Annotated in this window: 17 protein-coding genes; 8 read left to right on the plus strand and 9 right to left on the minus strand. The window is 69.2% G+C overall.

Annotated features, from left to right (window positions below; translation table 11 throughout):
• Positions 1 to 114 precede the first annotated feature (114 nt).
• A complete protein-coding gene (locus ABD264_RS07500) occupies positions 115 to 1,410 on the plus strand; it encodes an Nramp family divalent metal transporter (RefSeq protein WP_344205260.1) in 1,296 nt (431 codons plus the stop codon).
• Positions 1,411 to 1,595: 185 nt separating this feature from the next.
• On the opposite strand, the gene ABD264_RS07505 is transcribed toward ABD264_RS07500, so the two are convergent.
• The gene (locus ABD264_RS07505; protein ID WP_144941526.1) at positions 1,596 to 2,510 is read right to left on the minus strand and encodes a hypothetical protein; all 915 of its coding nucleotides are present in this window, start codon (positions 2,508 to 2,510) and stop codon (positions 1,596 to 1,598) included.
• 161 nt (positions 2,511 to 2,671) lie between these two features.
• On the opposite strand from ABD264_RS07505, the gene ABD264_RS07510 reads away from it, so the two are divergent.
• The 3 genes from ABD264_RS07510 to ABD264_RS07520 all read left to right on the plus strand — a co-directional run bounded on the left by ABD264_RS07510 (position 2,672) and on the right by ABD264_RS07520 (position 5,981).
• On the plus strand, positions 2,672 to 3,226 hold the full coding sequence (locus tag ABD264_RS07510) for a peptidylprolyl isomerase (RefSeq protein ID WP_174233399.1): 555 nt from the start codon (positions 2,672 to 2,674) through the stop codon (positions 3,224 to 3,226).
• Between the two features lie 127 nt (positions 3,227 to 3,353).
• Complete coding sequence (locus ABD264_RS07515) at positions 3,354 to 4,265, plus strand: rhomboid family intramembrane serine protease (protein WP_344205263.1); 912 nt, start codon at positions 3,354 to 3,356, stop codon at positions 4,263 to 4,265.
• Positions 4,266 to 4,730: 465 nt separating this feature from the next.
• Positions 4,731 to 5,981: an MFS transporter gene (locus ABD264_RS07520; RefSeq protein ID WP_303106178.1), complete on the plus strand. Its 1,251-nt coding sequence runs from the start codon at positions 4,731 to 4,733 to the stop codon at positions 5,979 to 5,981.
• A gap of 320 nt (positions 5,982 to 6,301) precedes the next feature.
• Here the strand turns inward: ABD264_RS07520 and ABD264_RS07525 are convergent, their stop codons facing one another.
• Both ABD264_RS07525 and ABD264_RS07530 read right to left on the minus strand, forming a co-directional pair.
• Positions 6,302 to 6,994, minus strand: coding sequence for a hypothetical protein (locus tag ABD264_RS07525; RefSeq protein ID WP_425554298.1), 693 nt, complete (start codon positions 6,992 to 6,994; stop codon positions 6,302 to 6,304).
• Between the two features lie 16 nt (positions 6,995 to 7,010).
• Positions 7,011 to 8,165, minus strand: coding sequence for an alpha/beta hydrolase (locus tag ABD264_RS07530; protein WP_055086146.1), 1,155 nt, complete (start codon positions 8,163 to 8,165; stop codon positions 7,011 to 7,013).
• 153 nt (positions 8,166 to 8,318) lie between these two features.
• On the opposite strand from ABD264_RS07530, the gene lysX reads away from it, so the two are divergent.
• Positions 8,319 to 11,654: a bifunctional lysylphosphatidylglycerol synthetase/lysine--tRNA ligase LysX gene (lysX, locus tag ABD264_RS07535; RefSeq protein ID WP_344205267.1), complete on the plus strand. Its 3,336-nt coding sequence runs from the start codon at positions 8,319 to 8,321 to the stop codon at positions 11,652 to 11,654.
• 64 nt (positions 11,655 to 11,718) lie between these two features.
• A complete protein-coding gene (locus ABD264_RS07540; RefSeq protein ID WP_232300396.1) occupies positions 11,719 to 12,387 on the plus strand; it encodes a DedA family protein in 669 nt (222 codons plus the stop codon).
• On the opposite strand, the gene ABD264_RS07545 is transcribed toward ABD264_RS07540, so the two are convergent.
• The gene (locus tag ABD264_RS07545) at positions 12,377 to 13,378 is read right to left on the minus strand and encodes a zinc-binding dehydrogenase (protein ID WP_126874185.1); all 1,002 of its coding nucleotides are present in this window, start codon (positions 13,376 to 13,378) and stop codon (positions 12,377 to 12,379) included. The genes ABD264_RS07540 and ABD264_RS07545 overlap by 11 nt on opposite strands.
• A gap of 101 nt (positions 13,379 to 13,479) precedes the next feature.
• On the opposite strand from ABD264_RS07545, the gene ABD264_RS07550 reads away from it, so the two are divergent.
• On the plus strand, positions 13,480 to 14,733 hold the full coding sequence (locus tag ABD264_RS07550; protein WP_144941521.1) for an MFS transporter: 1,254 nt from the start codon (positions 13,480 to 13,482) through the stop codon (positions 14,731 to 14,733).
• Between the two features lie 100 nt (positions 14,734 to 14,833).
• Here the strand turns inward: ABD264_RS07550 and ABD264_RS07555 are convergent, their stop codons facing one another.
• Both ABD264_RS07555 and ABD264_RS07560 read right to left on the minus strand, forming a co-directional pair.
• Positions 14,834 to 16,495 (minus strand): thiamine pyrophosphate-dependent enzyme, encoded by a 1,662-nt coding sequence (locus ABD264_RS07555; protein ID WP_126874187.1) that lies wholly within the window; start codon positions 16,493 to 16,495, stop codon positions 14,834 to 14,836.
• A 191-nt stretch (positions 16,496 to 16,686) separates the two neighbouring features.
• The gene (locus tag ABD264_RS07560; RefSeq protein WP_144941519.1) at positions 16,687 to 18,117 is read right to left on the minus strand and encodes a sugar porter family MFS transporter; all 1,431 of its coding nucleotides are present in this window, start codon (positions 18,115 to 18,117) and stop codon (positions 16,687 to 16,689) included.
• Positions 18,118 to 18,518: 401 nt separating this feature from the next.
• Between ABD264_RS07560 and ABD264_RS07565 the strand changes: the two genes are divergently transcribed.
• The gene (locus tag ABD264_RS07565) at positions 18,519 to 19,415 is read left to right on the plus strand and encodes a phosphatase PAP2 family protein (protein ID WP_344205272.1); all 897 of its coding nucleotides are present in this window, start codon (positions 18,519 to 18,521) and stop codon (positions 19,413 to 19,415) included.
• Between the two features lie 110 nt (positions 19,416 to 19,525).
• Here the strand turns inward: ABD264_RS07565 and ABD264_RS07570 are convergent, their stop codons facing one another.
• From ABD264_RS07570 to ABD264_RS07580, 3 genes are all read right to left on the minus strand, one after another.
• Entirely contained in the window at positions 19,526 to 19,936 is a 411-nt protein-coding gene (locus tag ABD264_RS07570; RefSeq protein WP_145011244.1) for a universal stress protein, read from the minus strand.
• Between the two features lie 44 nt (positions 19,937 to 19,980).
• A complete protein-coding gene (locus tag ABD264_RS07575) occupies positions 19,981 to 21,483 on the minus strand; it encodes an APC family permease (RefSeq protein WP_344205274.1) in 1,503 nt (500 codons plus the stop codon).
• A gap of 292 nt (positions 21,484 to 21,775) precedes the next feature.
• Entirely contained in the window at positions 21,776 to 23,287 is a 1,512-nt protein-coding gene (locus ABD264_RS07580) for a peptide MFS transporter (RefSeq protein WP_344205276.1), read from the minus strand.
• Between the last annotated feature and the right edge of the window lie 45 nt (positions 23,288 to 23,332).

The raw sequence follows: 23,332 nt of genomic DNA on the forward strand, positions 1-23,332 counted from the left end.
GGCGAGGCACGCGTGTGTCACGCGGAGCCCGGTGCAGGGCGGGGGAGAGCCGCCGTGACAGACTTGGGTCGACGTTGTGACACCCCTCATACCCCGGACGTGTGGAGTAGCCGTATGCGCGAGAAGACCCCCCTGCAGCCCCTGCCGTCGGTGGACCCCCACGAACGCCTGGAGACCATCCAGCGGTGGCGGCTGATCGGTCCGGGTCTCGTCGTGGCTGCCACGGGTGTGGGGGCTGCCGACATGGTGGCCACCTTGACCGCCGGCTCGCGCTACGGCTACACCCTGCTGTGGGCCGTGGTGGTGGGCACCATCATGAAGATCGTGCTCGTGGAGGGCGCGGGGCGCTACTCGCTGGCCAGCGGTCGCACGATCTTCGAGGGCTGGCGGTCGCTCGGACGCTGGACCACGTGGTACTTCGGCCCGTACATCCTCATTTGGGGCTTCGTGTACGGGGCCACCGCCATGTCCTCCTCCGCGCTGCCGCTCGCCGCGCTCTTCCCCGTGCTGCCACTGTGGGCGTGGGCGATCCTCATGGGTCTGCTCGGCTTCGGCATCGTGTGGGCAGGGCGCTACGCGTTCGTGGAGAAGATCACCGCGGCCATGGTGGGGATCATGTTCCTGGTCATGGTGGGCCTGGCGATCATCACACTGCCCAACATCCCCCAGATGATCACGGGTCTGATCCCCGTGATCCCGCAGGGGGGCGTGGTCTACACGCTGGCCCTGGCCGGGGGCGTGGGCGGAACCATCACCCTGGCGGCATACGGCTACTGGCTGCGGGAGAAGGGCTGGCACCAGCCGCGCTGGATGCGCGTGATGCAGCTCGACAACACCGTGGCGTACGTGGTCACGGGCATCTTCGTGCTCGCCATGCTGGTGGTGGGCGCGGAGGTGCTCTACTCTGCCGGCTACGCGATCGGCGCCGGTGACAAGGGGCTGCTGGACCTCGACAAGGTGCTGCGGGCGCGCTACGGGGACGTGATCGGAGTGACGTTCCTCGTGGGCTTCTGGGCGGCGTCCTTCTCCTCCGTGGTGGGGGTGTGGTCCGGTGTGTCCCTGATGTTCGCGGACTACTGGGGCAACATCCGCCACAAGCCCAGCGGCCACCCGGACACCCGCAACGGTGGAAAGTACTTCAAGTTCTACCTGCTGTGGCTCACGTTCCCGCCTATGCTGCTGCTGATCCTCGACCGCCCCGTGTTCCTGATCCTGCTCTACGGGGTGCTGGGCGCGCTGTTCATGCCGTTCCTGGCAATCACGTTGCTGGGACTGCTCAACACCTCGCGCACGCCCAAGCGCTGGCGCAACGGGATGTGGACCAACGCCGTGCTCGTGGTGTGCGCCATCCTGTTCATCATCCTGGGCATCTACCAGACCTACGACACCGTCTCGGACATCTTCTCCTGACGGCGGCGCTCCGGCCCTGACACGCAAAGGTACCCCCGTCGCAGTCTCCGGACTCCGGCGCGGGCGCTTCCATGCCCGCAGGTCCCGATCCTGCCTGCGGCTCCGCAGGACGACGAACGCCGCGCCCCTCGAGCGAGGAGCGCGGCGTCGTGGTCAGCAGCACCGGAAGCGGTGCCTCAGGGGCCTCAGTGCTTGGGGCCCTGCTTCGGATCGTGCTTGGAGCTGTTGTCCGCGGAGCCCAGCTTGGTGTCGTCGCTGCCGGAGCCCTTGATCTGCTCCTTGACCTCGTTGACGGTCTGCTTGGCGTCCTCCGCCACGGACTTCACGCTGTCCGTGGCGCGGTGGGCCGCCTGCGACGCAGTGCCCTCCTTGTGGACGGGGGAGGACGGATCCTTGACGTCGTCCACCTTCACACCGGCGCCGGCGGCCACGGTGGAGTTGGTGTTGACGGGCGAGGCCGAGACGCGCGGGGACGCGGTCGCGGGGGTCTTCCAGGGGTCCTGGACCGGACGGGAGGCGCGCCACGCTGCCGCACCGGCCACGCCGCCGGCCACGAGCAGGCCGAGGAACAGGAGGCCCTTGTGGCCGCCCTGCGCCTTCTTCTGCTGCTTGGCGTACTCCTTGGCGGAGTTCTTCGCGGCCTTCTGGATGCGCTTGACGGTCTTCTTGTCGCCGGTCAGCTTCGCCACGAGGGCGTCGAACTGGTCCGAGGTGTCCGCGTCCGCGACCTTGGAGGCCAGGGCGGCGACGGCGCCGGAGTACTTCTCCTGGGCGGCGGCACGGCCGTGCGCGGTCTTCTTGGCGGCCTTGGCGGCCAGGGGGGCGGCAGCAGCTGCACCCGCGGCCTTCGCCTTGTCGCTGCGGTGCTTGACGTCCTCACCGAGCTCCTGGGCGCGGCCGAGTCCGTCCTGGACGTACGGGCCGGTGGCCTCGACGCCGCTCGCGAGAGCGGACGCGCCGGCCTGCACACCGTGCTGCAGCTTCTCGCCGAGCTCGCCGATCTCGCTGGAGAGCCAGTCCCCGGCGTTGACGACCTTGGACTCCGCGGCCTTGTTGGCGGCCTTGGCCTGCTTCTGGGCCTTGCTCTTGAACAAGCTCATGTCTGTGTCCCTCCTAGAGGTGATGATTCTGCACATCTCCTCTCTCAGCATACGTTCTGCGAACCCTGGAATTCCCGGGGAAAACAGGGGTTCAGGCCGCTTTTCACTGTGCGCTGAACAACGTCGGCCCGCTCTGCCGCCGTCCCGGGCCCCGTGCCACAATGACAGGCATGACTTCCGCTATCGCCACGCACAAGGCCACCATCCACACCAACCACGGGGACATCGTGGTGGAGCTCTTCGGCAACCATGCGCCCAAGACGGTCAAGAACTTCGTCGGTCTCTCGGACGGAACCCAGGAGTGGGCCGATCCCCGCACCGGTGAGAAGCAGAACGGCCCCCTCTACAAGGACGTCGTCTTCCACCGCATCATCAAGGACTTCATGATCCAGGGCGGCGATCCGCTGGGTCAGGGCATCGGCGGCCCGGGCTACAACTTCGACGACGAGATCAGCCCGGAACTGAACTTCAACGCCCCCTACATGCTGGCCATGGCCAACGCGGGCACCCGCAACGGCCGCGGCACCAACGGGTCGCAGTTCTTCATCACCACCGCGCCCACCACGTGGCTGCAGGGCAAGCACACCATCTTCGGCGAGGTCGCGGACGACGCCTCCAAGAAGGTCGTGGACGAGCTCAACAACGTGCGCACCGGCGGCCAGGACCGTCCCGTGGAGGACTGCGTGATCACCTCCATCGACGTGGAAGAGGTCTGAGACCCGCACGCCCCCTCTCATGAAGCCCACCCGGTTCTCCGGGTGGGCTTCACGCGTACCCGGGCCCCTGCGCAGCCTGCAGGATCACCGCAGCCCCGCTCCCACCAGTGAACATGCCGGAGAAAACATGAATCCACACTCACCCGACGAACCCCGCGACGAGACGCCCGCCGACGGCACGCCCCAGGAGCCCACGCCCGCTGACCGTACCCCCTGGGGTGGCGCCTCCTCCGGTGGGGTCCCGCACGGGACGCCGGCGTCCGGTTCCGCTCCCGACGGCGAGCTGCCGGGCGGCGGGCCCGTCCCCGCCCCGCAGTACGGCCAGTACCTCCCGGGCCACGGTGCTGCCGGTCCCCGCGCCGGCGGCGAGCCGTACGGAGCGCAGGACCCGTATGGCGTGCAGCGTCCGCAGGGCGTGGCGGCACCGGGACCCCACGATCCGCGCCGCCCCGTGGGGGCCCCGGCGCGGCGTCGTCGTACCGGGATGCCCGTGACCTGGTGGCTCATCGGGATCTGCGTGGGGGTCTGGGGTGCGCAGTGGCTCGTGGCGCTGCTGACGCCCTACAGCCTGGTCAGGGTGCTCGGCTACGTTCCAGCCCTGACCTGGGACGAGCCGTGGCGGATGCTGACGAGCGGTTTCCTCCACTCGATGCCCTCGCCGCTGCACCTGCTGCTGAACATGTACACGCTGTACCTCTTCGGGCGGATGCTCGAGCCGCTGCTCGGCACGTGGCGCATGCTCGTGCTCTTCCTGCTCTCGGTGCTGGGCGGCTCGGTGGGGGTGCTGCTGCTGGGCGATCCGTGGGTGGTCGTGATCGGTGCCTCGGGCGGCATCTTCGGACTCTTCGGGGCGATGTTCGTGTTCATGCGCCACTTCGAGAGCGACATGACACCGATCGTGGTGCTGATCGTGATCAACCTGGTCTTCGGCTTCGTGGTGGGGGGCGTCGCCTGGCAGGCCCACGTGGGTGGTCTGGTGGTGGGCGGTCTCGTGGCGCTCGCCATGCTCCCGGGGCTGCGGCGCAGCCCCCTCGCCTGACTGTCCACAGGGGTTGTCCACACCTGTTAACAACTTACACACCTGTAATTCCACAGCTGTGAACACCCCTGTGGACAGCGGTATCCCGGGCGTCCTGGCCTCATCCGCACACATGTTAATCGAGATATGCACAATCTTCTCCACACCTGTGGAAAACCTTCGTGCACCGCATGGGGAGAACCGGGTTCGCGTGTGACATCCACAACTCGTGTGCGGGAGCGCGAATAAACTGTGCGGCGGGGGCGTTCCATGGATTCAGGCCGCAGGCCAGTCACGCCTCGACGACGCGGCACCCCGGATCCCACACCTCCCCGACATCCAGCCGGCACGGCAGTGCCGCGGGAGGGCCCAGGCTCCGGTCGGCGTGCACTGCTCAGCCCCTTCCTCAGTGCGCGCCCAGTCCCGATCCCCGCGGCGTCCCGATCGCCCGGGTCACCTCGAGAACCCCGGAAAGGCCGCGTCTCCATGACCCAGCTGACTCCTGCCCGCCGCCGACTCGCCCTCTTCGCCCTCGCACTGGGCGGCTTCGGCATCGGCTGCACGGAATTCGCCTCCATGGGCCTGCTCCCGCAGATCGCCCAGAACCTCCTGCCCGACCTCTACGGATCCTCCCCCGAGACCGGCATTGCCCACGCCGGATGGCTCGTGAGCGCGTACGCCGTGGGCGTGGTGGTGGGTGCCCCCGTGATCTCCTTCCTGGGGGCGAAGTCCTCCCGCACCGTGATGCTGCTCGTGATGGCCTCCGCTCTGCTGGTGGGAAGCTTGGCCTCCGCGCTCGCGCCGTCCTTCGCGGGGCTGCTGGTGATCCGCTTCCTCGCGGGGCTGCCCCACGGGGCGTACTTCGGCCTGGCGTCGCTCGTAGCGGCCACCGTGATGGGCCCGGGCAACCAGGCCAAGGGCGTGGCGCTGGCGCTGTCGGGCCTCACGGTCGCCAACGTGGTGGGTGTGCCCGTGATGACGGCGATCGGCCAGGCCTACGGCTGGCGCGCAGCGTACGGGGTGGTGAGCGTGGTCTTCGCGGTGACCGTGATCGGCCTGTGGCTGACGGTCCCACGGCAGGCCCCGCTGCCCGGTGCTACCCGACGCGGTGAGTTGAAGGCCTTCACCCTTCCCCAGGTCTGGATTGTCATGGGCGTGGCCGGTGTGGGCTTCGGCGGCTTCTTCGCGATCTACAGCTACCTCTCCCAGATGGGCCGTGAGCTGGCGGGACTGCCCGAGGGTGCCATCCCGTGGCTGCTGGCCGTGGTGGGTGTGGGCATGACGATCGGCAACATCGTGGGCGGCATCAGCGCCGACCGCAGTGCCCGCCGCACGATGGCCGTGGGGTTCCCGGCGCTCGCTGTGGTGCTTCTGCTGATGGGGGCGCTGGGTGGTTCGCCCGTGGGGATCTTCGTGGCGGGGTTCCTGATGTCCCTGGTCAACTCCTACATCATGCCGAGCATCCAGAGCTGGCTGATCACTGCCGCACGCGGCGCGCAGCTGATGGGTGCGTCCTTGAACCACGCAGCATTCAACGTGGCCAACTCGATCGGCGCGCTGCTCGGCGGCGCCGTGATCTCGGCCGGGTTCGGCTACCGATCCCCGGCGCTCGTCGCGTGCGCACTGTCGATCGTGGGCGGGATGCTGGCGCTGGCGGGCGTCCAGCGGCAGAAGCGGGATCGGCGGCGCCGCGTGGAGTCCGGTTTCCCCGTGACCTCCTCCCAGCAGGCGGTCTGAGCATCTTCGGACGACGACGCCGCTCGCCACTCGTGGTCTCGCGCGGCGGGTGACCGGGGGCAGGGTGCCGCACGCCGGGCGTCCGGAGGTCGGACTTCCGCACGCCGAACGGCGGGTGATCTGACCCCGGGTGGTCGTAGGGGCGGCGGTCGTGTGTGCCCTGGCTGGACGAAGGTCGGCGGCACGCCGGGGGACGGACCAGCGCACGCCGGGCGGCCGCAGGGATAGTGGCCGTGCGCCCGCTGGCCGGACAGAGGGCGGCGGTACGCAGGGGTGACCCCAGGCAGGGTGGCGGCGCGGCGGCGTCGTCGTGACGTGGCTCAGCGGACCAGGAAGTGCCCCGCGAGCAGGTAGGCGCCCGAGTCCAGGGCCATGAGCAGTGCCGCGAGAGCGAGCAGCCACGTGACGAGCAGGTTCACCCACGGGGAGACCGTGTCCCACGCGCGGCGCATGATCCGGGAGAAACGCTCCTGCCTGCCGACCGCCGTGAGCGCCACGAGCAGGGTCAGGGGCAGCTGGCTCAGCAGGGCCCAGACGATCCATCCGACGACTGCCCAGGTGAGCGGACACGCGGAGGCGACCGCCACGTGGACGTCGAACGGGAGATCGAGGACCACGATGGCCACGAAGACGCACGCCGTGGCGTAGAGGGCCCACAGAGTGGTGGCCGGTTTCTTCTCGGGGGCCTGTGCGCCACGGGCACGACGGCGGGCGAGCGCCCGCCACACGGCGTAGCCACCGACCACGACCGCGAGGCCGAGCTCGATCCTCGCGGAGATGCTGCCCTGCCGGATCAGGTGCCACCAGTCGACCTCCTGCAGCCGCGGGCCCATCACCAGGGTGAGGGTCAGACCCCACGCCGCGGTGCCACCGAGCAGCAGCAACGAGGACCCCACCATGTGCCGGCGCCGGACACCGGCGCCGAGAGCCGCGGCCATGATCACCATGGGTGCTGGGTCGAAGCCGGCCACGGCGGTTCCGAGGACGGTCAGGGTGTATTCCCACACGGTCATATTCGCGGGCCGCCGGTCAGCTCGCCACCGGTGCGAAGGCCGGGGAGGTCTTGCCCAGCCACGTCAGCCCCGGGTCCAGCTGGGCCTCCCACAGGGCCACGCGGTGCCCTCCGGTCTGCGAGATGTTGCTGGAGAGCCCCGTGGGCGCGGAGACGGAGCCCTCAAAGCCGCGGACCGCCTTCACAGAGATCGAGTCCTCGCCGCCCGAGAAGAACCAGATGCCCACGTCTGGCTTCTCGCGCGCCACGACCTTCGCAAGGTCGTACGAGGCGGGGTTCGCCGTCTTCCACTCCTGGCCCCTGGTGTACATGGGCGCGAAGTATCCCGCGAGGTTCACGCTGCGGGACCAGATCTCCGGGTGGCGCACGGTGAACATGGAGGAGCACCAGCCGCCCGCGCTGTAGCCCAGAGTGGCCCACGCGTCCCGGTCCGTGGAGACCCGCAGATTGCCGCGGATCCAGGAGACGACGTCCGTGCTCACGTAGGTCTCCCACTTGCCGTGGGTGCTGTCCACGCACTCGGTGTCGTTGTTGCCGGGGTAGACGTCCGGGATCACGACGATCGACTCTCGCAGGGTGGAGTCGCCCACGTTCGCCTTGATGTGGTGGGCGATGTCCATGGCCTGGGTGTAGGTCCGCACGTCCCCCGGGAAGCCGGTGAACGCCGTGATCACCGGATAGGTTCGCTGGGGCTCATGCATGTAGGAGGGCGGCAGCCACACCGTGGCGTCCTCGGTGATCCCGGACTGCCTGCCTGCGATCTTCAGGTAGACCCACTGGCCCGAGGTGTTGGAGGGATCCAGCTGGGAACCGAAGGACGCGTTGCGGGTGGGCTGGCTCTGTCCCGTGCTGTAGACCGCGTGCGGGAGCTCCTTGACCGCCTTCACGGCCACCATGGCGGCCCCGGCGTCCGTGGTGGTCACCGGGCCCCCGCCGCTGGAGAGCAGGTCCCCCCAGCTGGAGTACCACTGGTTGTCCATGTTCAGCTTCAGGAAGCAGACTGCGAGCACCAGCAGGCACACGAGCACCAGGCACACGAGCTGCAGGACGTACTTGAGGACCCCGGGGCGGCGCTGGCGTGGCAGCACCAGGACGGTGACGGCCACCAGCACCACCGCGACCGCGGTGACCGTGATGAACAGGGGCCACCCGTTCAGTTCGAAGAACGCCATTGCGAAGTGCTCGTTTCCAGTGGTTTCCCACGTATCTTGTCAGCAGTGCCGAGCCGCCGGACGTAGGACGTACTCAGCGGTGCCGGTTCGGCACACAGCATAGGGACAACCGACCCGGCCGGAACGCTCTGCCGGGCCCTCGAAGGGGAGTTGATGGGTAACACCCAGGTGGTACGCGGCAGGCGCACACGGGACGTCAGGACCGCCACGGCCCGGCAGGAGCGCTGGGCACGAATCCTTATCTGGATCTTCGCGCTGGCCACGGCGGCGGGTGTGGTGCTGCTGCTGCTGCACTGGGTCACCCGGGTCAACCCGCTGCCGAGCATCCTCTTCGGAACCCTCAACCTCCCCGTGGCGCCGTCCCTGGTCTCCGTGGTGGTGCTCGGGCTGCTGACGGGCGCGCTCGTGCGGCGCAAGCGGATCGCCCTGGTACTGGTGGGCACCACCCAGGTGGTGGGTGTCACCTGGTCGGTGCTCAGGCTGGTGCTGCGCGCCGTGGTCCCGGACCTGCCGCACCACGGCCCCTTCCCGGTGTGGGTCAGTCCCATGCTCGACGCGGTCGCCGTGGCGGTGGGCATCGCCGCACTGGGCCTGCTGTGGTGGCTGCGCCCCGCGTTCCCTGCCCGCACCGAGTCCCGGGGTGCACTCGCCGCGCTGGCGATGCTGGTGGGCGGCGTGGTCCTCACGGTCGCGGCCACGCACGCGCTGCTGCTCGCGACCACCAGCTCGGCCATCGACGACTGGAACGTCCTGGGGGAGGCGCTCGTGCGCAGCCTCGGGTGGGCGGGCCCGCGACGTCGCTACCTCAGCACCGTGCCGCCCTGGCTCCCCGAGCTCACCTCGGCCCTGCTGGCCCTGACCATCGTGCTTGCCGTGCTGATCTTCCTGCGCTCCAGCTCCCGCTCGGCCGCGTGGCGGCCCGAGGACGAGGTGGCGGTGCGCTCGCTGCTGCGCGAGTTCGGGGGTGAGGACTCCCTGGGGTACTTCGCCACGCGGCGGGACAAGTCCGCAGTGTTCTCCGCGGACGGCCGGGCCTGCGTGACGTTCCGGGTAGTCGGGCAGGTCTCGATCGCCTCCGGAGACCCGGTGGGCGATCCCGCGGTGTGGCCGGACGCCATCCGGCGTTGGCTCGACCGTGCCCACCACTACGGTCTGCTGCCCGCGGTCACCTCCGCCTCGGAACGTGCGGCACGGGCATATGCGGAAGCGGGCCTCAGCGTGCTCGTCATGGGGGACGAGGCCGTCCTGCACCCGGACCGCTACTCCCTGGCCAACTCGTCCATGACGCCGGTGCGCCGGGCCGTTCGGCGAGCGCGCCGTGCCGGGCTGGTCACGGAGATCGCCCGCCACCAGGACTTCCCGCCGGAGGAGCTGACGCGGCTGGGTGTGCTCGCGGACCAGTGGCGTGGCGATGAGCCGGACCGCGGGTTCTCCATGGCCCTGAACAGGTGGGGGGATCCGGCTGACGGGCAGTGCCTGCTGGTGGTGGCCCGGGACGAGCACGGGGCAGAGCAGGGGCTGCTCTCCTTCGTGCCGTGGGGCCGCGGCGGGCTGTCCCTGGACGTGATGCGCCGGGCACCGCACACCCCGAACGGCGTCACCGAGCTGATGGTCACGGACCTGATGGAGCACTGCGCATCGCACGGGATCAGACGGGTCTCCCTGAACTTCGCGATGTTCCGCGGGGTCTTCGAGGACTCCGAGAAACTGGGTGCGGGCGTGATCACCCGGTTCAACTCCTCGGTGCTGGGCTACATGGACCGCTTCTTCCAGCTGGAGAGCCTCTACCGCTCCAACGCCAAGTACCTGCCCGAGTGGGTACCGCGCTACGCGTGCTTCGACGGTGTCCTGGCCCTGCCCCGCATGGCCGTGGCGACCGCCCAGGTGGAGGGCTTCCTGCCCGCGGTGTTCGTGCGCACGCCCCCGCAGCCGGAGCTCGACGCGGGGACGCTCGAGCAGATCCTGGAGATCCAGCACGAGCCGGCGCCCATGCGGGTGCTCGCGCCCCGGCGCTCGCAGCAGACGCGCCACCGCATGCGCCACGCCCGTGCCCTGGCCCGCGACGGGGTCAACCCGTACCCCGTGGGGCTGGCCCCTGCGGAGACCGTCGCGCACACGCAGGCCGCGCGCCTGCGAGGCGACGCGGCGTCGTCGTCGGAGGTGCGGACCAGCGGGCGGGTGCGGCGGTTCCGCGACTTCGGCGGCGTGGGCTTCGTGGACCTCACCGACGGCGGCGTGACCGTCCAGGTGCTCGTGGACCGCGCACGCGTGGACTCCACGTGGTCCACGATCCGGCGCAACCTGGACGTGGGGGACCTCCTGGTGGTGGACGGTCGGTGGGGGAACTCTCGCACGGGGACGGAGTCCATTCTCGCGCGGCGCGTGACCGTGGCGGCGAAGGCCCTGCAACCGGTGCCCTACAGCGGTTTCGAGAACCCCGAGCAGCGGCTGCGCAGACGCTCCCTGGACCTGCTGGTGCACCCGCACGGGATGGACCTGCTGCGGCAGCGCTCGCAGGCCGTGGACACCGTCCGCCGGCTGCTGCAGGAGGAGGGGTACCGGGAGGTCGAGACGCCCGTGCTGAACACCGTGCACGGCGGCGCCTCCGCCCGGCCGTTCCGCACGTTCATCAACGCGTACGGCATGGACCTCACACTGCGCATCGCCCCGGAGCTGTACCTGAAGCGGCTGCTCGTGGCGGGAAGCGGGCCGATCTTCGAGGTGGCCCGCAACTTCCGCAACGAGGGCGCGGACGCCACCCACAACCCCGAGTTCACGGCGCTGGAGGCGTACCACCCGTACGCGGACTACACGGTCATGCGGCAGCTGACCGAGCGCCTGGTCAAGGCCGTGGCCACGGCACTGCACGGTGCGCCCGTACTGCCGCTGCGGGACGTCCACGCCCCGGACGCCGAGCCCACCCCCACGGACGTCTCCGGGCCGTGGCCCGTGGTCACCGTGACGGACGCCGTGAGCCGGGCCGTGGGGCGCGAGATCTCGATCCGAACGGACTTCGAGGTGCTGCTGCAGGCGGCGGCGGCGCATGACGTGGAGATCGGCCCGGGCATGGGTCCCGGCGCCGTGCTCGAGGCCCTCTACGAGGAGCTCGTGGAGCCGCTCACGGTGTTCCCCACGTTCTACTGCGACTTCCCCGAGGAGACCTCGCCGCTGACCGCGCCGCACCGCAGCGAGCCGGGGCTCGTGGAGCGCTGGGACCTGGTGGTCAACGGGATGGAGCTGGGCACCGCGTACTCGGAGCTGACCGACCCCGTGGTGCAGCGCCACCGGCTCACGGAGCAGTCCCTCAAGGCCACGGCGGGGGATCCGGAGGCCATGGAGGTGGACGACGACTTCCTGGACGCCCTCGAGGTGGGCATGCCACCCGCCGGCGGGCTGGGGATCGGACTAGACCGGCTGGTCATGCTCATGACGGCCACCTCCATCCGGGAGGTGCTGGGGTTCCCGTTCGTGAAGCCGCAGAAGAACTGAGGGATCCTGCGTGCGGGGGCACCTCACCCGCACGGCCCGGCGAGGGAAGGCATACTAGGACACCATGACCCCTGAACTGATGCACACGGCGGGGCTGCTCACCCCGGAACTGCTCCCCCTGGGGGATCCAGCCCAGCTGCTCGAACAACTGGGCCCGTGGGCGCTCGCGGGGACTGCCCTGATGGTGTTCATCGAGTCCGGCCTGCTGTTCCCCTTCCTGCCCGGCGACTCGCTGCTCTTCGCGTGCGGGCTGCTGCACCAGGCGCTGCACATCCCGCTGTGGCTCATGATCCTCGTGCCGTTCCTCGCGGCCGTGGCCGGTGACCAGGTGGGCTACTACCTGGGCCACAGGTTCGGACGGCGGTTCTTCTCCGACGACGCCCGGTTCCTGAAGACCAAGTACCTCACCCAGACCGAGGACTTCTTCCTGAAGTACGGCGGCCGGGCGATCGTGCTCGCGCGCTTCGTGCCGATCGTGCGCACGTACGTCCCCCTGGTGGCCGGCACCGCGCGGCACCCGTACCGCCAGTTCGTGGGGTGGAACATCCTGGGAGGCTTCCTGTGGGTGACCATCATGGTGGTGGCCGGCTCCCTGCTGGGCGGCATCCCCTTCATCCGGGACAACGTGGACCTGATCGCCGTGCTGATCGTGGCGCTGTCCCTGATCCCGGTGGGGCTGCAGATCCTCACGAGCCTGCGGGAACGGCGTCGGGAGCAGGACGCTACGGAGTGATCGTGAACTTCACGTTCCCGTCACCGCCGCGCTCCGCGATCCGCAGCACCTGGCCCGTCTCCTCGAGGGTGTGCACGGGGCCCAGGCAGTAGTCCACGTCCACCTCGCCGTCCCGGATGCGGCGCACGGCCTCGTGGAAGGACACCAGTCCGGGCTCGGACTGAGCCGCGACCGAGCCCTGCAGGCGCACGCACTTGCGGAAGACCTCGTAGATGGGGACGGGGGCGGGATCGAAGTTCTCGTACAGCCCGAACCACCCCACGATGCCGCGGTGGGCAACGACCTCCACAGCCTCCGCCCGCAGCGCGTCCGACCCTACGGCCTCGATCACGAGGTCCGCCCCTGCGTTGCCAGTGAGCTCGGAGACGACCTCCGGCAGGCTCTCGTCCGGCACCAGGACCGTGCGGGCGCCGAGTCGGCGGGCGATGTCCAGGCGGTGCTGCTGGGTGTCCGAGACGATCACCTGCTCGAAGCCGCGCAGCAGGGCGTCCTGCAGGAAGAAGAGGCCGGCCGAGCCCGCGCCCATGATCACGCACGTGCCCGCGTGGCGCTCGGGGACCTCGCGGGGCCAGTAGAGGTTCATCGCGTAGAGGCACGTGCCCATCTGCTGCGCCATCATGTACCGGCGCATGGTGGTGAGGTCCTCCGGGTCCACCTCCGGGGGCAGCGCGACCGCGTGGTCCTCGTCCAGCAGGATGAACTCGGCGAATGTGCCGCCCAGCTCACCCGGCGGCACGCACAGCACCGGTGTGCCCACGGGGAACTTCTCCGAACGGGAGGACACGACCACGCCCACCCCTTCGTGGCCGGGATAGCCCGCGAGCTCCGGGCCGCGGGGGTGCAGCGTCCCGTGCAGGGCGGAGTGCAGGTCCGAGCCGCACACAGAGGCCGCCACCACGCGGGCCACGAACTCTCCGTCCCGCGTGGCCTCCGGTTCGGGCCACTGTTCGACGTTGACAATCCCGGTGGCCGGGACATGGGTTGCGCGCACGGTGTGCTCCTCGGGGCAGTGGGGCGGGTTCTCGGTCCCACGGTAGGCCATGGTGTGGGCCCTGCCCACGAGGTGCCGCGCCCGGCCGGTAGCCTGTGACGGTGCCTCTGCCCCGAGCCCTCAGACCATTCTCCTCCCGGGCCTACACCGTGCTGGTGCTGGCCATGTGCGTGAGCGTCTTCGGCTCCGGGCTCTGGGCCGTGGCACTCGTGGCCCGCGTGATGGCCCTCGGGGGCTCGGCGGTGGACCTCTCCGTCGTCACCTCGGCCGGTGCGGTCGGTGCGGTGGTCTTCGTGCTCGTGGGCGGGGTGGCCGCGGACCGCTTCCCGCTGCCCGTGATCCTGCGCTGCGTGGAGCTCGCCAACCTCACCACCGCCCTGGCCATCGTCGTGCTGACCTGGACTGACACCCTCGCCCTGTGGCACCTGGCGCTCGCCGCGTTCGTGTTCTCGGGCGCCGTGGGCTTCTTCTACCCCGCCTACTCGGCCGCCCTTCCCCGCGTCCTGCCCCCGGAGCAGCTGCTCGCGGCCAACGGTGTGGAGGGCACAGCCCGCCCGCTGCTGCAGCTCGCCGCTGGCCCCGCGGTGGGCGGAGTCCTCACGGGGCTCGCCCTGCCGGGTGCCCCGGTGCTGGCGATCGCGGTGGCCCACGGGATCGCGCTCTTCTTCATGCTGCGGCTGCGGCTCCCGGAGCGCGACGTCGCTCCCGTGGACGACGGTGCGCCCGCCCGGTCCTCCGCCCTGCGGGACCTCGTGGAGGGGTTCCGCTACTGCCTGCGCACGCCCTGGCTGCTGTGGACGCTGCTGTGGGCCATGAGCGCCGTGTTCCTCTTCACGGGCCCCCTGGAGGTGCTCGTGCCGTTCCTGGTGGTGGATCGCCTGGGCGGCACGGTGGCGGGCTACGGTGCGATGCTCGGGCTCTACGGGGTCTCCACGGCCGTGGGCGCGAGCATCATGGCGTCCTTCCAGCTGCCGCGCAAGTACCTGACCACCATGATCTGGCTCTGGGGCTTCGGCACGCTGCCGTTCGGACTCGTGGGCAGCACGCACTCGTGGTGGGTCATGGCACTCGCGCTGTGCGTGTTCGGGGCCACCGGTGGAGCGGGCCAGGTGATCTGGGGGACACTGCTGCAGCGCCGGGTTCCGGGGCACATGCTGGGTCGAATCTCCTCCCTGGACTTCTTCGTCTCGCTCTCCCTCATGCCGGTCTCCATGGCCTTGGCCGGCCCGGTGTCCCAGGTGCTGCCGCCCGAGGCGGTGTTCTGGGGCGTCGCGGTGCTCACCCCCGCGCTGGGTGTTGCCGCGGTGCTGGTGGGGCGCATGCATCGGGACCAGCTCGAGCACCCCCTGCGCTGAGGCCGCGCCCCTTCCCAGGGACGACGACATCGCGGTGCCCCTCCCGTCGAAGGGGGCGCCGCGGCGGCGTCATCGTCCGGGATGAACCCAACACGAACAGTCAGTATGCTTTGCGGCGCTGCTCCACAATGAGGTGGATCAGGGCGAAGATGTGCTCCTCGTCGATCGCGCGGCAGGCCTGCTCGAGGGCCGCGGGGATCTCCGACTCCCGCTCCACGCGCACCCCGAAGCCGTGGAAGGCGCGGGCCATGGCTGCGAAGTCCGGGTTCTTCAGCTGCGTGCCGGAGACGTGCCCCGGGTACTGCACCTCCTGGTGGGTGCGGATGGTGCCGTACTCCTGGTTGTCCATCACGATCACGAGCGGGGTGGCACCGTACTGCGCGGCGGTAGCGATCTCCTGGCCGTTCATCAGGAACTCCCCGTCCCCGGCGATCGAGACCACCCGGCGCCCGGGGTGGTTGAGGGAGGCGGCGACTGCGGAGGGTATCGAGTAGCCCATGGAACCATTGCGGGCCGAGATCATCGACGCGTAACCGTTGGTGGGGAAGTAGCGGTGCGCCCAGTTGGTGTGCTCACCTGCCCCGAACGTGACCATGGCATCCTCGGGAAGCGTGGCCACGAGGTTCGCCATCATGGTGTCCATCCTGGCCGGGCCGTCCTCGGGGTGGGTCTCGGTGGGCGCGGAGAACTTCTCCTGCTGGCGCCGCATGCGGGAGCACCAGTCCCGCCACACGTCCTTGACCGGCAGCTCCATGCGCACGAGGTCTCGCACGAAGACGTCAGGTTTGGCCACGATCTGGTAGGTCACGGGCCCGGATCGGCCGCGCATGGAGGGGTCCATGGTCACGATGAAGTTGTGCTTGGACCAGTCCTGGCGCACCAGGAAGCCGTTCGTGATCACGTCGCCGGGGACGGTTCCCACGAAGACCAGCAGGTCCGTCTCCTCCAGGAGGTCCACGGTGGGCTTGGGGCGCCCGTAGCCGATCGGCCCCACGTAGGAGGGGGAGCCGAACGGCACGGTCCCCTCGCAGCGCCACTCCGCGGCGGCCGGGATGTGGTGCTGCTCCAGCCAACCGGTGAACTTCTCCGCGCCCTCCGTGGTCCAGTCGTTGCCGCCGAAGACGAACAGCGGCTTGCTGGACTCCTGGAGGGCCGTCTCCAGGGCCTTCCAGTCCTCCACGGTCATGCCTCCGCCCGCCACGGGGATCTCGGGGTGCAGCGCAGGGTCGATCTTCCGCGTGATGATGTCCTCCGGCAGCCCCACCACCACGGGTCCGGGGCGTCCGGAGCGCGCCGCGAACATGGCCTCCGCCACGTACTCGGACGCGCGCTCCGCGTGGTCCAGGACCATCACCCGCTTGGCGCCGGACGCGAACCACGAGTGGGGGTCGAATTCCTGGAAGGCCTCCTTCTCCCGGTGCTCGAACGGGATGAGACCCACGAAGAGCACCATGGGGGTGGAGTCCTGCCACGCCGTGTGCAGCCCCACGTGCGCGTTGGCCGCACCCGGACCGCGGGTCACCATGGCCACGCCCGGCACGGTGTTCATCTTCCCGTCCGCCTCCGCCATGTACGCGGCACCGCCCTCCTGGCGGCACACCACTGTCTCGATGGGTGAATTGTGCAGCCCGTCCAGCACGTCCAGATAGCTCTCGCCCGGGACTACGTAGGCCCGCTGCACCCCGTGGGCTGCGAGGGAGTCGACGATCACGTGGCCCGCGGACTTGCGGTCCGTGGAACGTGTGGCTGTGGGATGCGTCATGGGATGCTCTCTTTTCGCCGTTGAAGTTCGAGTGATCACCACGCGGGGCGATCCCTGTGAGGTGTGTCTCATGAGATGTGTCTCGAAAATACCCGAACCCGGCGGTAACTACGTCATTGTGGCGCCGCCCATGACGATGCCCCGGTCCGCGTGGCGGATCCGGGGCATCGTGGTGGTGCTGGGGAAGGGGATCAGGCCCGCATGTCCTCGAGCTCCACGTTGTTGGTCTCCCGCACCATCTTCACGGTGAAGACCAGGGACACCAGCGCGAAGAACGCGTAGATGCCGTAGGTCAGGCCCAGCGAGTAGTTGGACAGGGACGGGAAGGAGACAGTGACGCCCCAGTTGGCGATCCACTGCACGGCCCCGGCGACCGCCAGGGCGGCACCGCGGATGTGGTTGGGGAACATCTCGCCCAGCAGGACCCACATGAGCGGACCCCACGAGACGCCGAAGAACACCACGAAGAGGTTGGCGGCGATCAGCGCGAGCGGGCCGGCCACGGGGCCGAGGTCCGGGGTGAGCTGGCCGTCCACCATGACCTTGTTGGCCGTGGCGAAGACGACCGCGAGGACCGCCAGGGAGGCGGTCATCCCGGCCGAGCCCACGAGCAGCAGGGGACGGCGGCCGATGCGGTCGACCAGGAAGATGGCCACGATCGTGACCAGCACGTTGACCACGGAGGTGGCCACCGAGATGGTGAAGGAGTCCGACTCCTTGAAGCCCACGGACTCCCACAGCACGTTGGAGTAGTAGAAGATCACGTTGATGCCCACGAACTGCTGCAGCGCGGCGAGGCCGATGCCCACCCACACCACGGGCTTGAGCCCGGCCAGGGAACCGCGCAGGTCCGCGAAGCGGGGCTTGCGCTCGTTGTTGACGGTGCTCTCGATCTTCGCCACTCGGGAGTCCACGGCCTCGTCGCCGTGGATGCGGGAGAGAACGGCGCGCGCCTCGTCCGGGCGGCCCGCGGAGACCAGGTACCGCGGGGACTCGGGGATCATGAACGCACCCACGCCGTAGCCGACGGCGGGCACGGCCATGACGAGGAACATCCATCGCCAGGCTGCGAGACCGAACCACAGCTCCTGGGCGGCGCCGCCCGCCCAGTTGGCGAGCAGGGCGTCGATCAACAGGGACAGAAAGATGCCGAGCACGATGCCCATCTGCTGCAGCGAGCCGAGTCGCCCGCGCAGGTGGGCCGGTGCGACTTCCGCGATGTACGCCGGGGCGATCACCGAAGCCACGCCCACGCCGATGCCGCCCACCACTCGCCAGAAGACGAGCCACTCGATGGACTGGGTGAGGGCGCAGCCGATCGCGGAGAGCAGGAACAGCAGCGCCGCGACCTTCATGATCGGGATGCGCCCCGTGCGGTCTGCGATGCGCGAGCCGAAGAACGCGCCGACCGCCGCACCAAGCAGCGCCGCGGCAACCGCAAAGCCGAGGGGGCCGGGGCCGACGTCGAACGTGGACTGGATGGAGGAGACCGCGCCGTTGATCACGGCGGAGTCGTACCCGAAGAGGAGACCACCGAAGGCGGCCACGGTCGTGATGCGGATGACCGCGCCGGTGTTCGTCTGATGACGTTCCGGCTGATGTGCTTGCCCTGGATGACTCATCCCGCAGCTCCCTTGCTGTGCAGTGTCGAACCCTCATGAGAGTCCCACGCCCGGGAAGACGCCGTGCCTCCGGAGAGTCACCGGGGGCGAGGGCGCGTCGCTGCGGGTCTCCCGGGCCTGATCGGCCCGGATGGAGCGGCTGCCGGGGAAGGACAGTGTCCCAAGAGTAGGACGGGCACAGGGGAAAGTAAACAAACCCCGCAGTGGGCTCCTGCCGTGGCGCACACAGCATGCGTGATGCGTGGCCGGAAAACATTCTGGCTGAAGAATAAAAACTCTATAAATTGTTTATTAATCACGTGTTTCACGTGAAACATCATGTTCCGTCATGTTTTTGTTCCCTGCTCGTCACGACACGCCGTGATCAGGGTTCACTCGGTGTCCCGTGTCACCATTGGGTCATGACCAATCCGGCGCAGTACACTTCCCCCTCGCCGGGCGGGTCCCCGTGGCAGTTGCCGCAGTTGCGACACCGCGTGGCCGTACCTCTCGTCACCGTGCTTCTGACGGCGACGATCGGTCGGTTGCTGGTGTTGTCACCGCAGGTCACCGACGGGGAGACCGCGTTGCTCGAGGGGCTGTCCCAGCATCGCAACGTCCTCTTGGACACCCTGGCCACGGCGGTGACGTTCGCACTGTCCAACGGTGCAGTGGTGCTCATCGTGGCCGCCGTCATCGGGTGGCTCACGGTCGTCCGACGACGCCCCCTGGACGCCACGGGTTTCGGCATCCTCGCCCTCGCGGGCTGGGGTGCGGTGGGCCTCGTGAAGGTCCTCGTGGAGCGCCCCCGCCCCACCTTCCTCACGGGCGACCCCCTGAGTCCCGTGACCGGCTCCCTGTCCTTCCCGTCCTCGCACACGGGCGCGGCGGTGGCCATCGTCCTCGCGCTGAGCCTGGTGGCGTCGAGTCGGCGCGCCCGTCGCAACCTCCTGCTGTGGGGTGGTCTCACCACGGCGCTCGTGGCCGCGGCCCGGGTGTACTCCGGGGCGCACTACCCCCTGGACGTCCTTGCGGCGCTGCCCGTGGCCGCCGCGGGTGTGATGGTCGGCGCCTCCGTGGCCAACACCGTGGTTCCCGCGCTCGCCTTCGGCTTCTCCTGGCAGCAGGCCGGGGTCACCCCGCGGCTGCCCGCCACGGCGCGCACTGCGGCCCGGTCCGCCGCGGCCACGGCTCGCGCAGGTGCTGAACCTCAGCGGGGCACCCGTTACACGGAGCAGCAGCCGGTGGTCACCGCAGCTCGCACGGCTCCATACGACGCCTCCGCCCACACCGGGCACCGATCGGACCGCGCGGCCTGAGACGCTTCCCACCATCCCCATCCACGAACGACGGCGGGCCGGACCTCGAAAGGTCCGGCCCGCCGTCGTTCGTGGGGTCTGTCGTCGTTGGCAGCCCCGGGGCTGCGTGCTCAGTCGGAGCCGTACCCGGCCTTGACGCACAGGACGGGGCAGCCCGCTTCGAGCAGCAGGCGCTGCGTGGTGGGTGCCATGATCAGCTTCCCTACGGGGGTGCGCCTGCGTGTGCCGATCACGAGAAGCTGGGTGTGGGTGCGGTCCGTGACGTCGAGGATGATGTCCGCAGGATCGGCGTCGTCCGCCACGGGCACGAGCTCGTACTTGAGGCCGCTCTCCTCCAGCGCCGCGCGGTCCTCGCGCAGTGCCGTCTCGGTCTCCTCGGGGCTGGTGTGGCGGCCCCAGCGCTTGGTGTGGTGCGCCTGGACCACCACGAGCTCCGCGGAGCGCAGGGTGGCCTCTGCCATGGCTGCGCGCAGGGCGGCTCGGCCGGCGGGGGTGGGAAGGTAGCCGACGACGATCTTCATGGCGTCTCCTGGTCGTGAGGGGTGTTCTGCGGGGGCACTTGCGCTCACCGGTCGATGTCCTCGAGGTGCGCGATGTCCTCCGGGTGCTGGAACCGCGTGCGGCGCCCGGTGACCAGGCGGCCGTAGAGGAAGTTCACGAGCCACAGCACCACGCCGAGTGCCAGCAGCACGACAGCGATCTGGTACTCGATGGTGTCCTGTGCCCACGGCCCGAGCAGGAACGCGCACGTGACGGCGCCGAGATAGGGCAGGATGCGCGGGGCGTGGAAGTACTCGTGGCCCTCCTGGGAGTGGTCACGGCGCAGGATGATCGCGGCGATGTTGACCACCGTGAAAACCCCCAGCAGCAGCAGCGCGGTGGTGCCACCGAGGGCGGAGGCCGTGCCCTTGCCCATGGCGTTGTTCACCAGAATGATCAGCACCATCCCGAGCGCGGTGGTGAAGATGATGGCCGTCCACGGGGTCCGGCGGCGCGGGAGGACCTTGCCCAGGAACCCGGGGATCACACTCTGCTTGGCCATGCCGTACAGCAGTCGGGAGGCCATGAGCATGTTGATCAGCGCCGTGTTCGCCACCGCGAAGATGGTGAGGAACGGGTAGATGGTGTCGATGGGAACGCCCGGCGCACCGATCTTCACCACGTCGAGCAGCGGGGTGGTGGACTCGCCGAGCTCGCCGATGGGGACGATCGCCACGGTGAACAGGGACACCAGCACGTAGATGACGCCGGTGATGCACAGGCCCGTGAGCATGACGCGCGGGAAGTTGCGGGTGGGGTCCTTGGTCTCCTCGACCATGTTGACGGAGTCCTCGAAGCCCACGAAGGAGAAGAACGCCAGGGAGGTCACAGCGGTCAGGGCCATGAACATTCCCTTGTCGTCAGAGGTCTCGAACACCACCGTGCGGCTGAAGTCCGCGTTGCCCTGGAACGCGGCCCAGAAACCCACGAGGATCACGATGAGCAGGCCGGTGAGCTCGATGACCGTGAGCACCACGTTGAGCTTCACGGACTCGGAAACCCCGCGCAGGTTGATCAGCGCCAGCAGCGCCATGAAGCTCACGGCCACCAGGGTGATGCCCAGGGGGCTCATGTCCAGGTGGAAGCCCTTGGCGAAGTTGGACGCCACGGTGCTGGAGGCGGTGGCAGCGGACGTCAGCCCGGAGCACAGCACGGCGAAGGTCACCAGGAACGTGAGGAAGTGCAGACCGAAGGCCTTGTGCGTGTAGAGCGCCGCACCGGAAGCCCCGGGGTACTTGGTCACCAGCTCCAGGTAGGAGAAGGCGGTGATCGTGGCGACCACGAAGGCCACGAGGATCGGGGCCCACGCAGCACCGCCGATCTCCCCGGCGATGTTTCCCGTGAGGGCATACACGCCCGTGCCCAGGATGTCCCCCACGATGAACAGCAGCAGCAGTCCCGGGCCCATGACCCGCTTGAGCTCGTGGCTCTGCCCACCGGAGTCGGTGCTGTCTCCCGCGGGTGCGGGGGTCGTGTCCCTCGACGCTGACGCCGAGGTGGCGCCCCGCGATGATGATGGATCGCTCATGGTCTCCTCCACGAAGGGACCCTGTGGGATCCACTCCGGATGTTCGGTCCGATCACACCGGGGTGTGACCTGCGGCTCATTCTTACAGGCAACCATAAGGGATGGGGAGTAGGGGCGGGGGCACCGGCGTGGAGCCGGGGGTGCGGTGTCATCGCCCCGGAGGAGGAGTGGCGTCCCCCAGGGAGTGAAGCGGTGCCGTCGTCCGGGACGTGAGCGGGCGTCGTCGGCGAGGAGAGAGACGCGCCCCGCGCCGTGGAAGCGGCGCGGGGCGCGGTGGTGCGGGAAGGGGTTCTCAGCGGATGCCGCGCATCAGCTTCAGGATGGGCTTGGACGCCAGGAGCATCACGACGCCGAGCACGATGGTGATCGCGCCCATGGTGCCGAAGTACCCCACCTCGTTGTCCGCGGAGTAGAACTCCGCGAGCGAGCCCGACAGCGCGGTGCCGAGGGCCACGGAGAGGTTGTACAGCGCGATCATCTGTACGGGGAACTTCCGCGGGGCGAGCTTGGTGGCCAGGGACAGGCCCACCGGGGAGAGGAACAGCTCGCCCAGGGTGGCGAAGAACAGCACGAGCACGATCCACCCGATGAACACGGACGGCGTGTGTGCCTGCGTCACGAAGGTGAGGAACGCCACGCCGATCAGCAGCAGCGCCACGCCGAACTTCACGGGGGTGCTCGGCTGGCGGGTGCCCAGCTTGGTCCACGCTGCCGCGAACACCATGCCCAGCAGGACGATGAAGACAGGGTTGATGGACTGGGTCAGCGAGGGCTTGAAATCGAAGCCCCACAGGTTGAGGTTCAGCCGGGTGTCCGCGTAGATGGCGAGCACGGTGAACTGCTGCTGGAACAGCGAGAAGAATGCCGCGGTGGCAATGAACAGGGGGATGAACGCGATCACCCGGGAGTGCTCGTCCGCGGAGAGCTCCTTGTCACGCAGCATGGTCACGAACAGCGCCACGGCGGAGACCACCACCACGAGGATCACGGCGTTGGAGAGGTTCGCGGGGTTGAGGACTCCGGTGAGCAGCAGCACCACCACGAGCACCACGGCCGCCAGGACGATGCCGATCCACTTGCCGTACTGCGAGCGGGGCAGCGGGTTGGCCACGGTGTGCACCGTGGCGGGCAGGCCCTTGCGGGTGAGGGTGTACTGCACCAGGCCGAAGGCCATGAAGATCGCGGCGAGACCGAAGCCCATGTGGAAGCCCCACTTGGCCCAGGCGAAGCCGGTGAGCAGGGGGCCGAACAGGCCACCGATGTTCACACCCATGTAGTAGATGGAGAAGCCCGCGTCACGGCGGGGGTCGTCACGCTCGTAGAGGGTTCCCACGAGGTTCACGCACGTGGTCTTCAGACCGCCGGAGCCCACGGCGATGCACAGCAGGCCGATGGTCAGGCCGAGCACACTCGGAATGAGGGCCAGGGCGATGTGGCCCGCCATGATGAGCACCGCCGAGGCGAGCATGGTGCGCTCGGAGCCCAGCAGCCGGTCCGCGATCCAGCCGCCCAGGATGGAGCACAGGTACACGGTGCCGCCGTAGGCACCCACGATCCCGGCGGCCACGCCCTTGTCGATGCCCAGACCGCCGTCCGAGACGGCGTAGTACATGTAGTACAGGACCAGTGCCTGCATGCCGTAGAAGGAGAAGCGCTCCCACATCTCCACCGAGAAGAGGTTGGCCAGCATTCCGGGCTGGCCGAAGAAGGTTTTCCTGCCCGCTGGGTTGTGCGGGTCGATGGCTGGCTGGGGTGTGGCCGCCGCGGTGTGCGCGTGGCTGCCGTCCGGGCTGTTCTGACTCATAACAGTCCATGATGCACCCCCGGGCTGGGTGCCCGGGCCTGCGAC

Source organism: Kocuria salsicia, assembly GCF_039532055.1.
GTDB lineage: Bacteria > Actinomycetota > Actinomycetes > Actinomycetales > Micrococcaceae > Kocuria > Kocuria salsicia.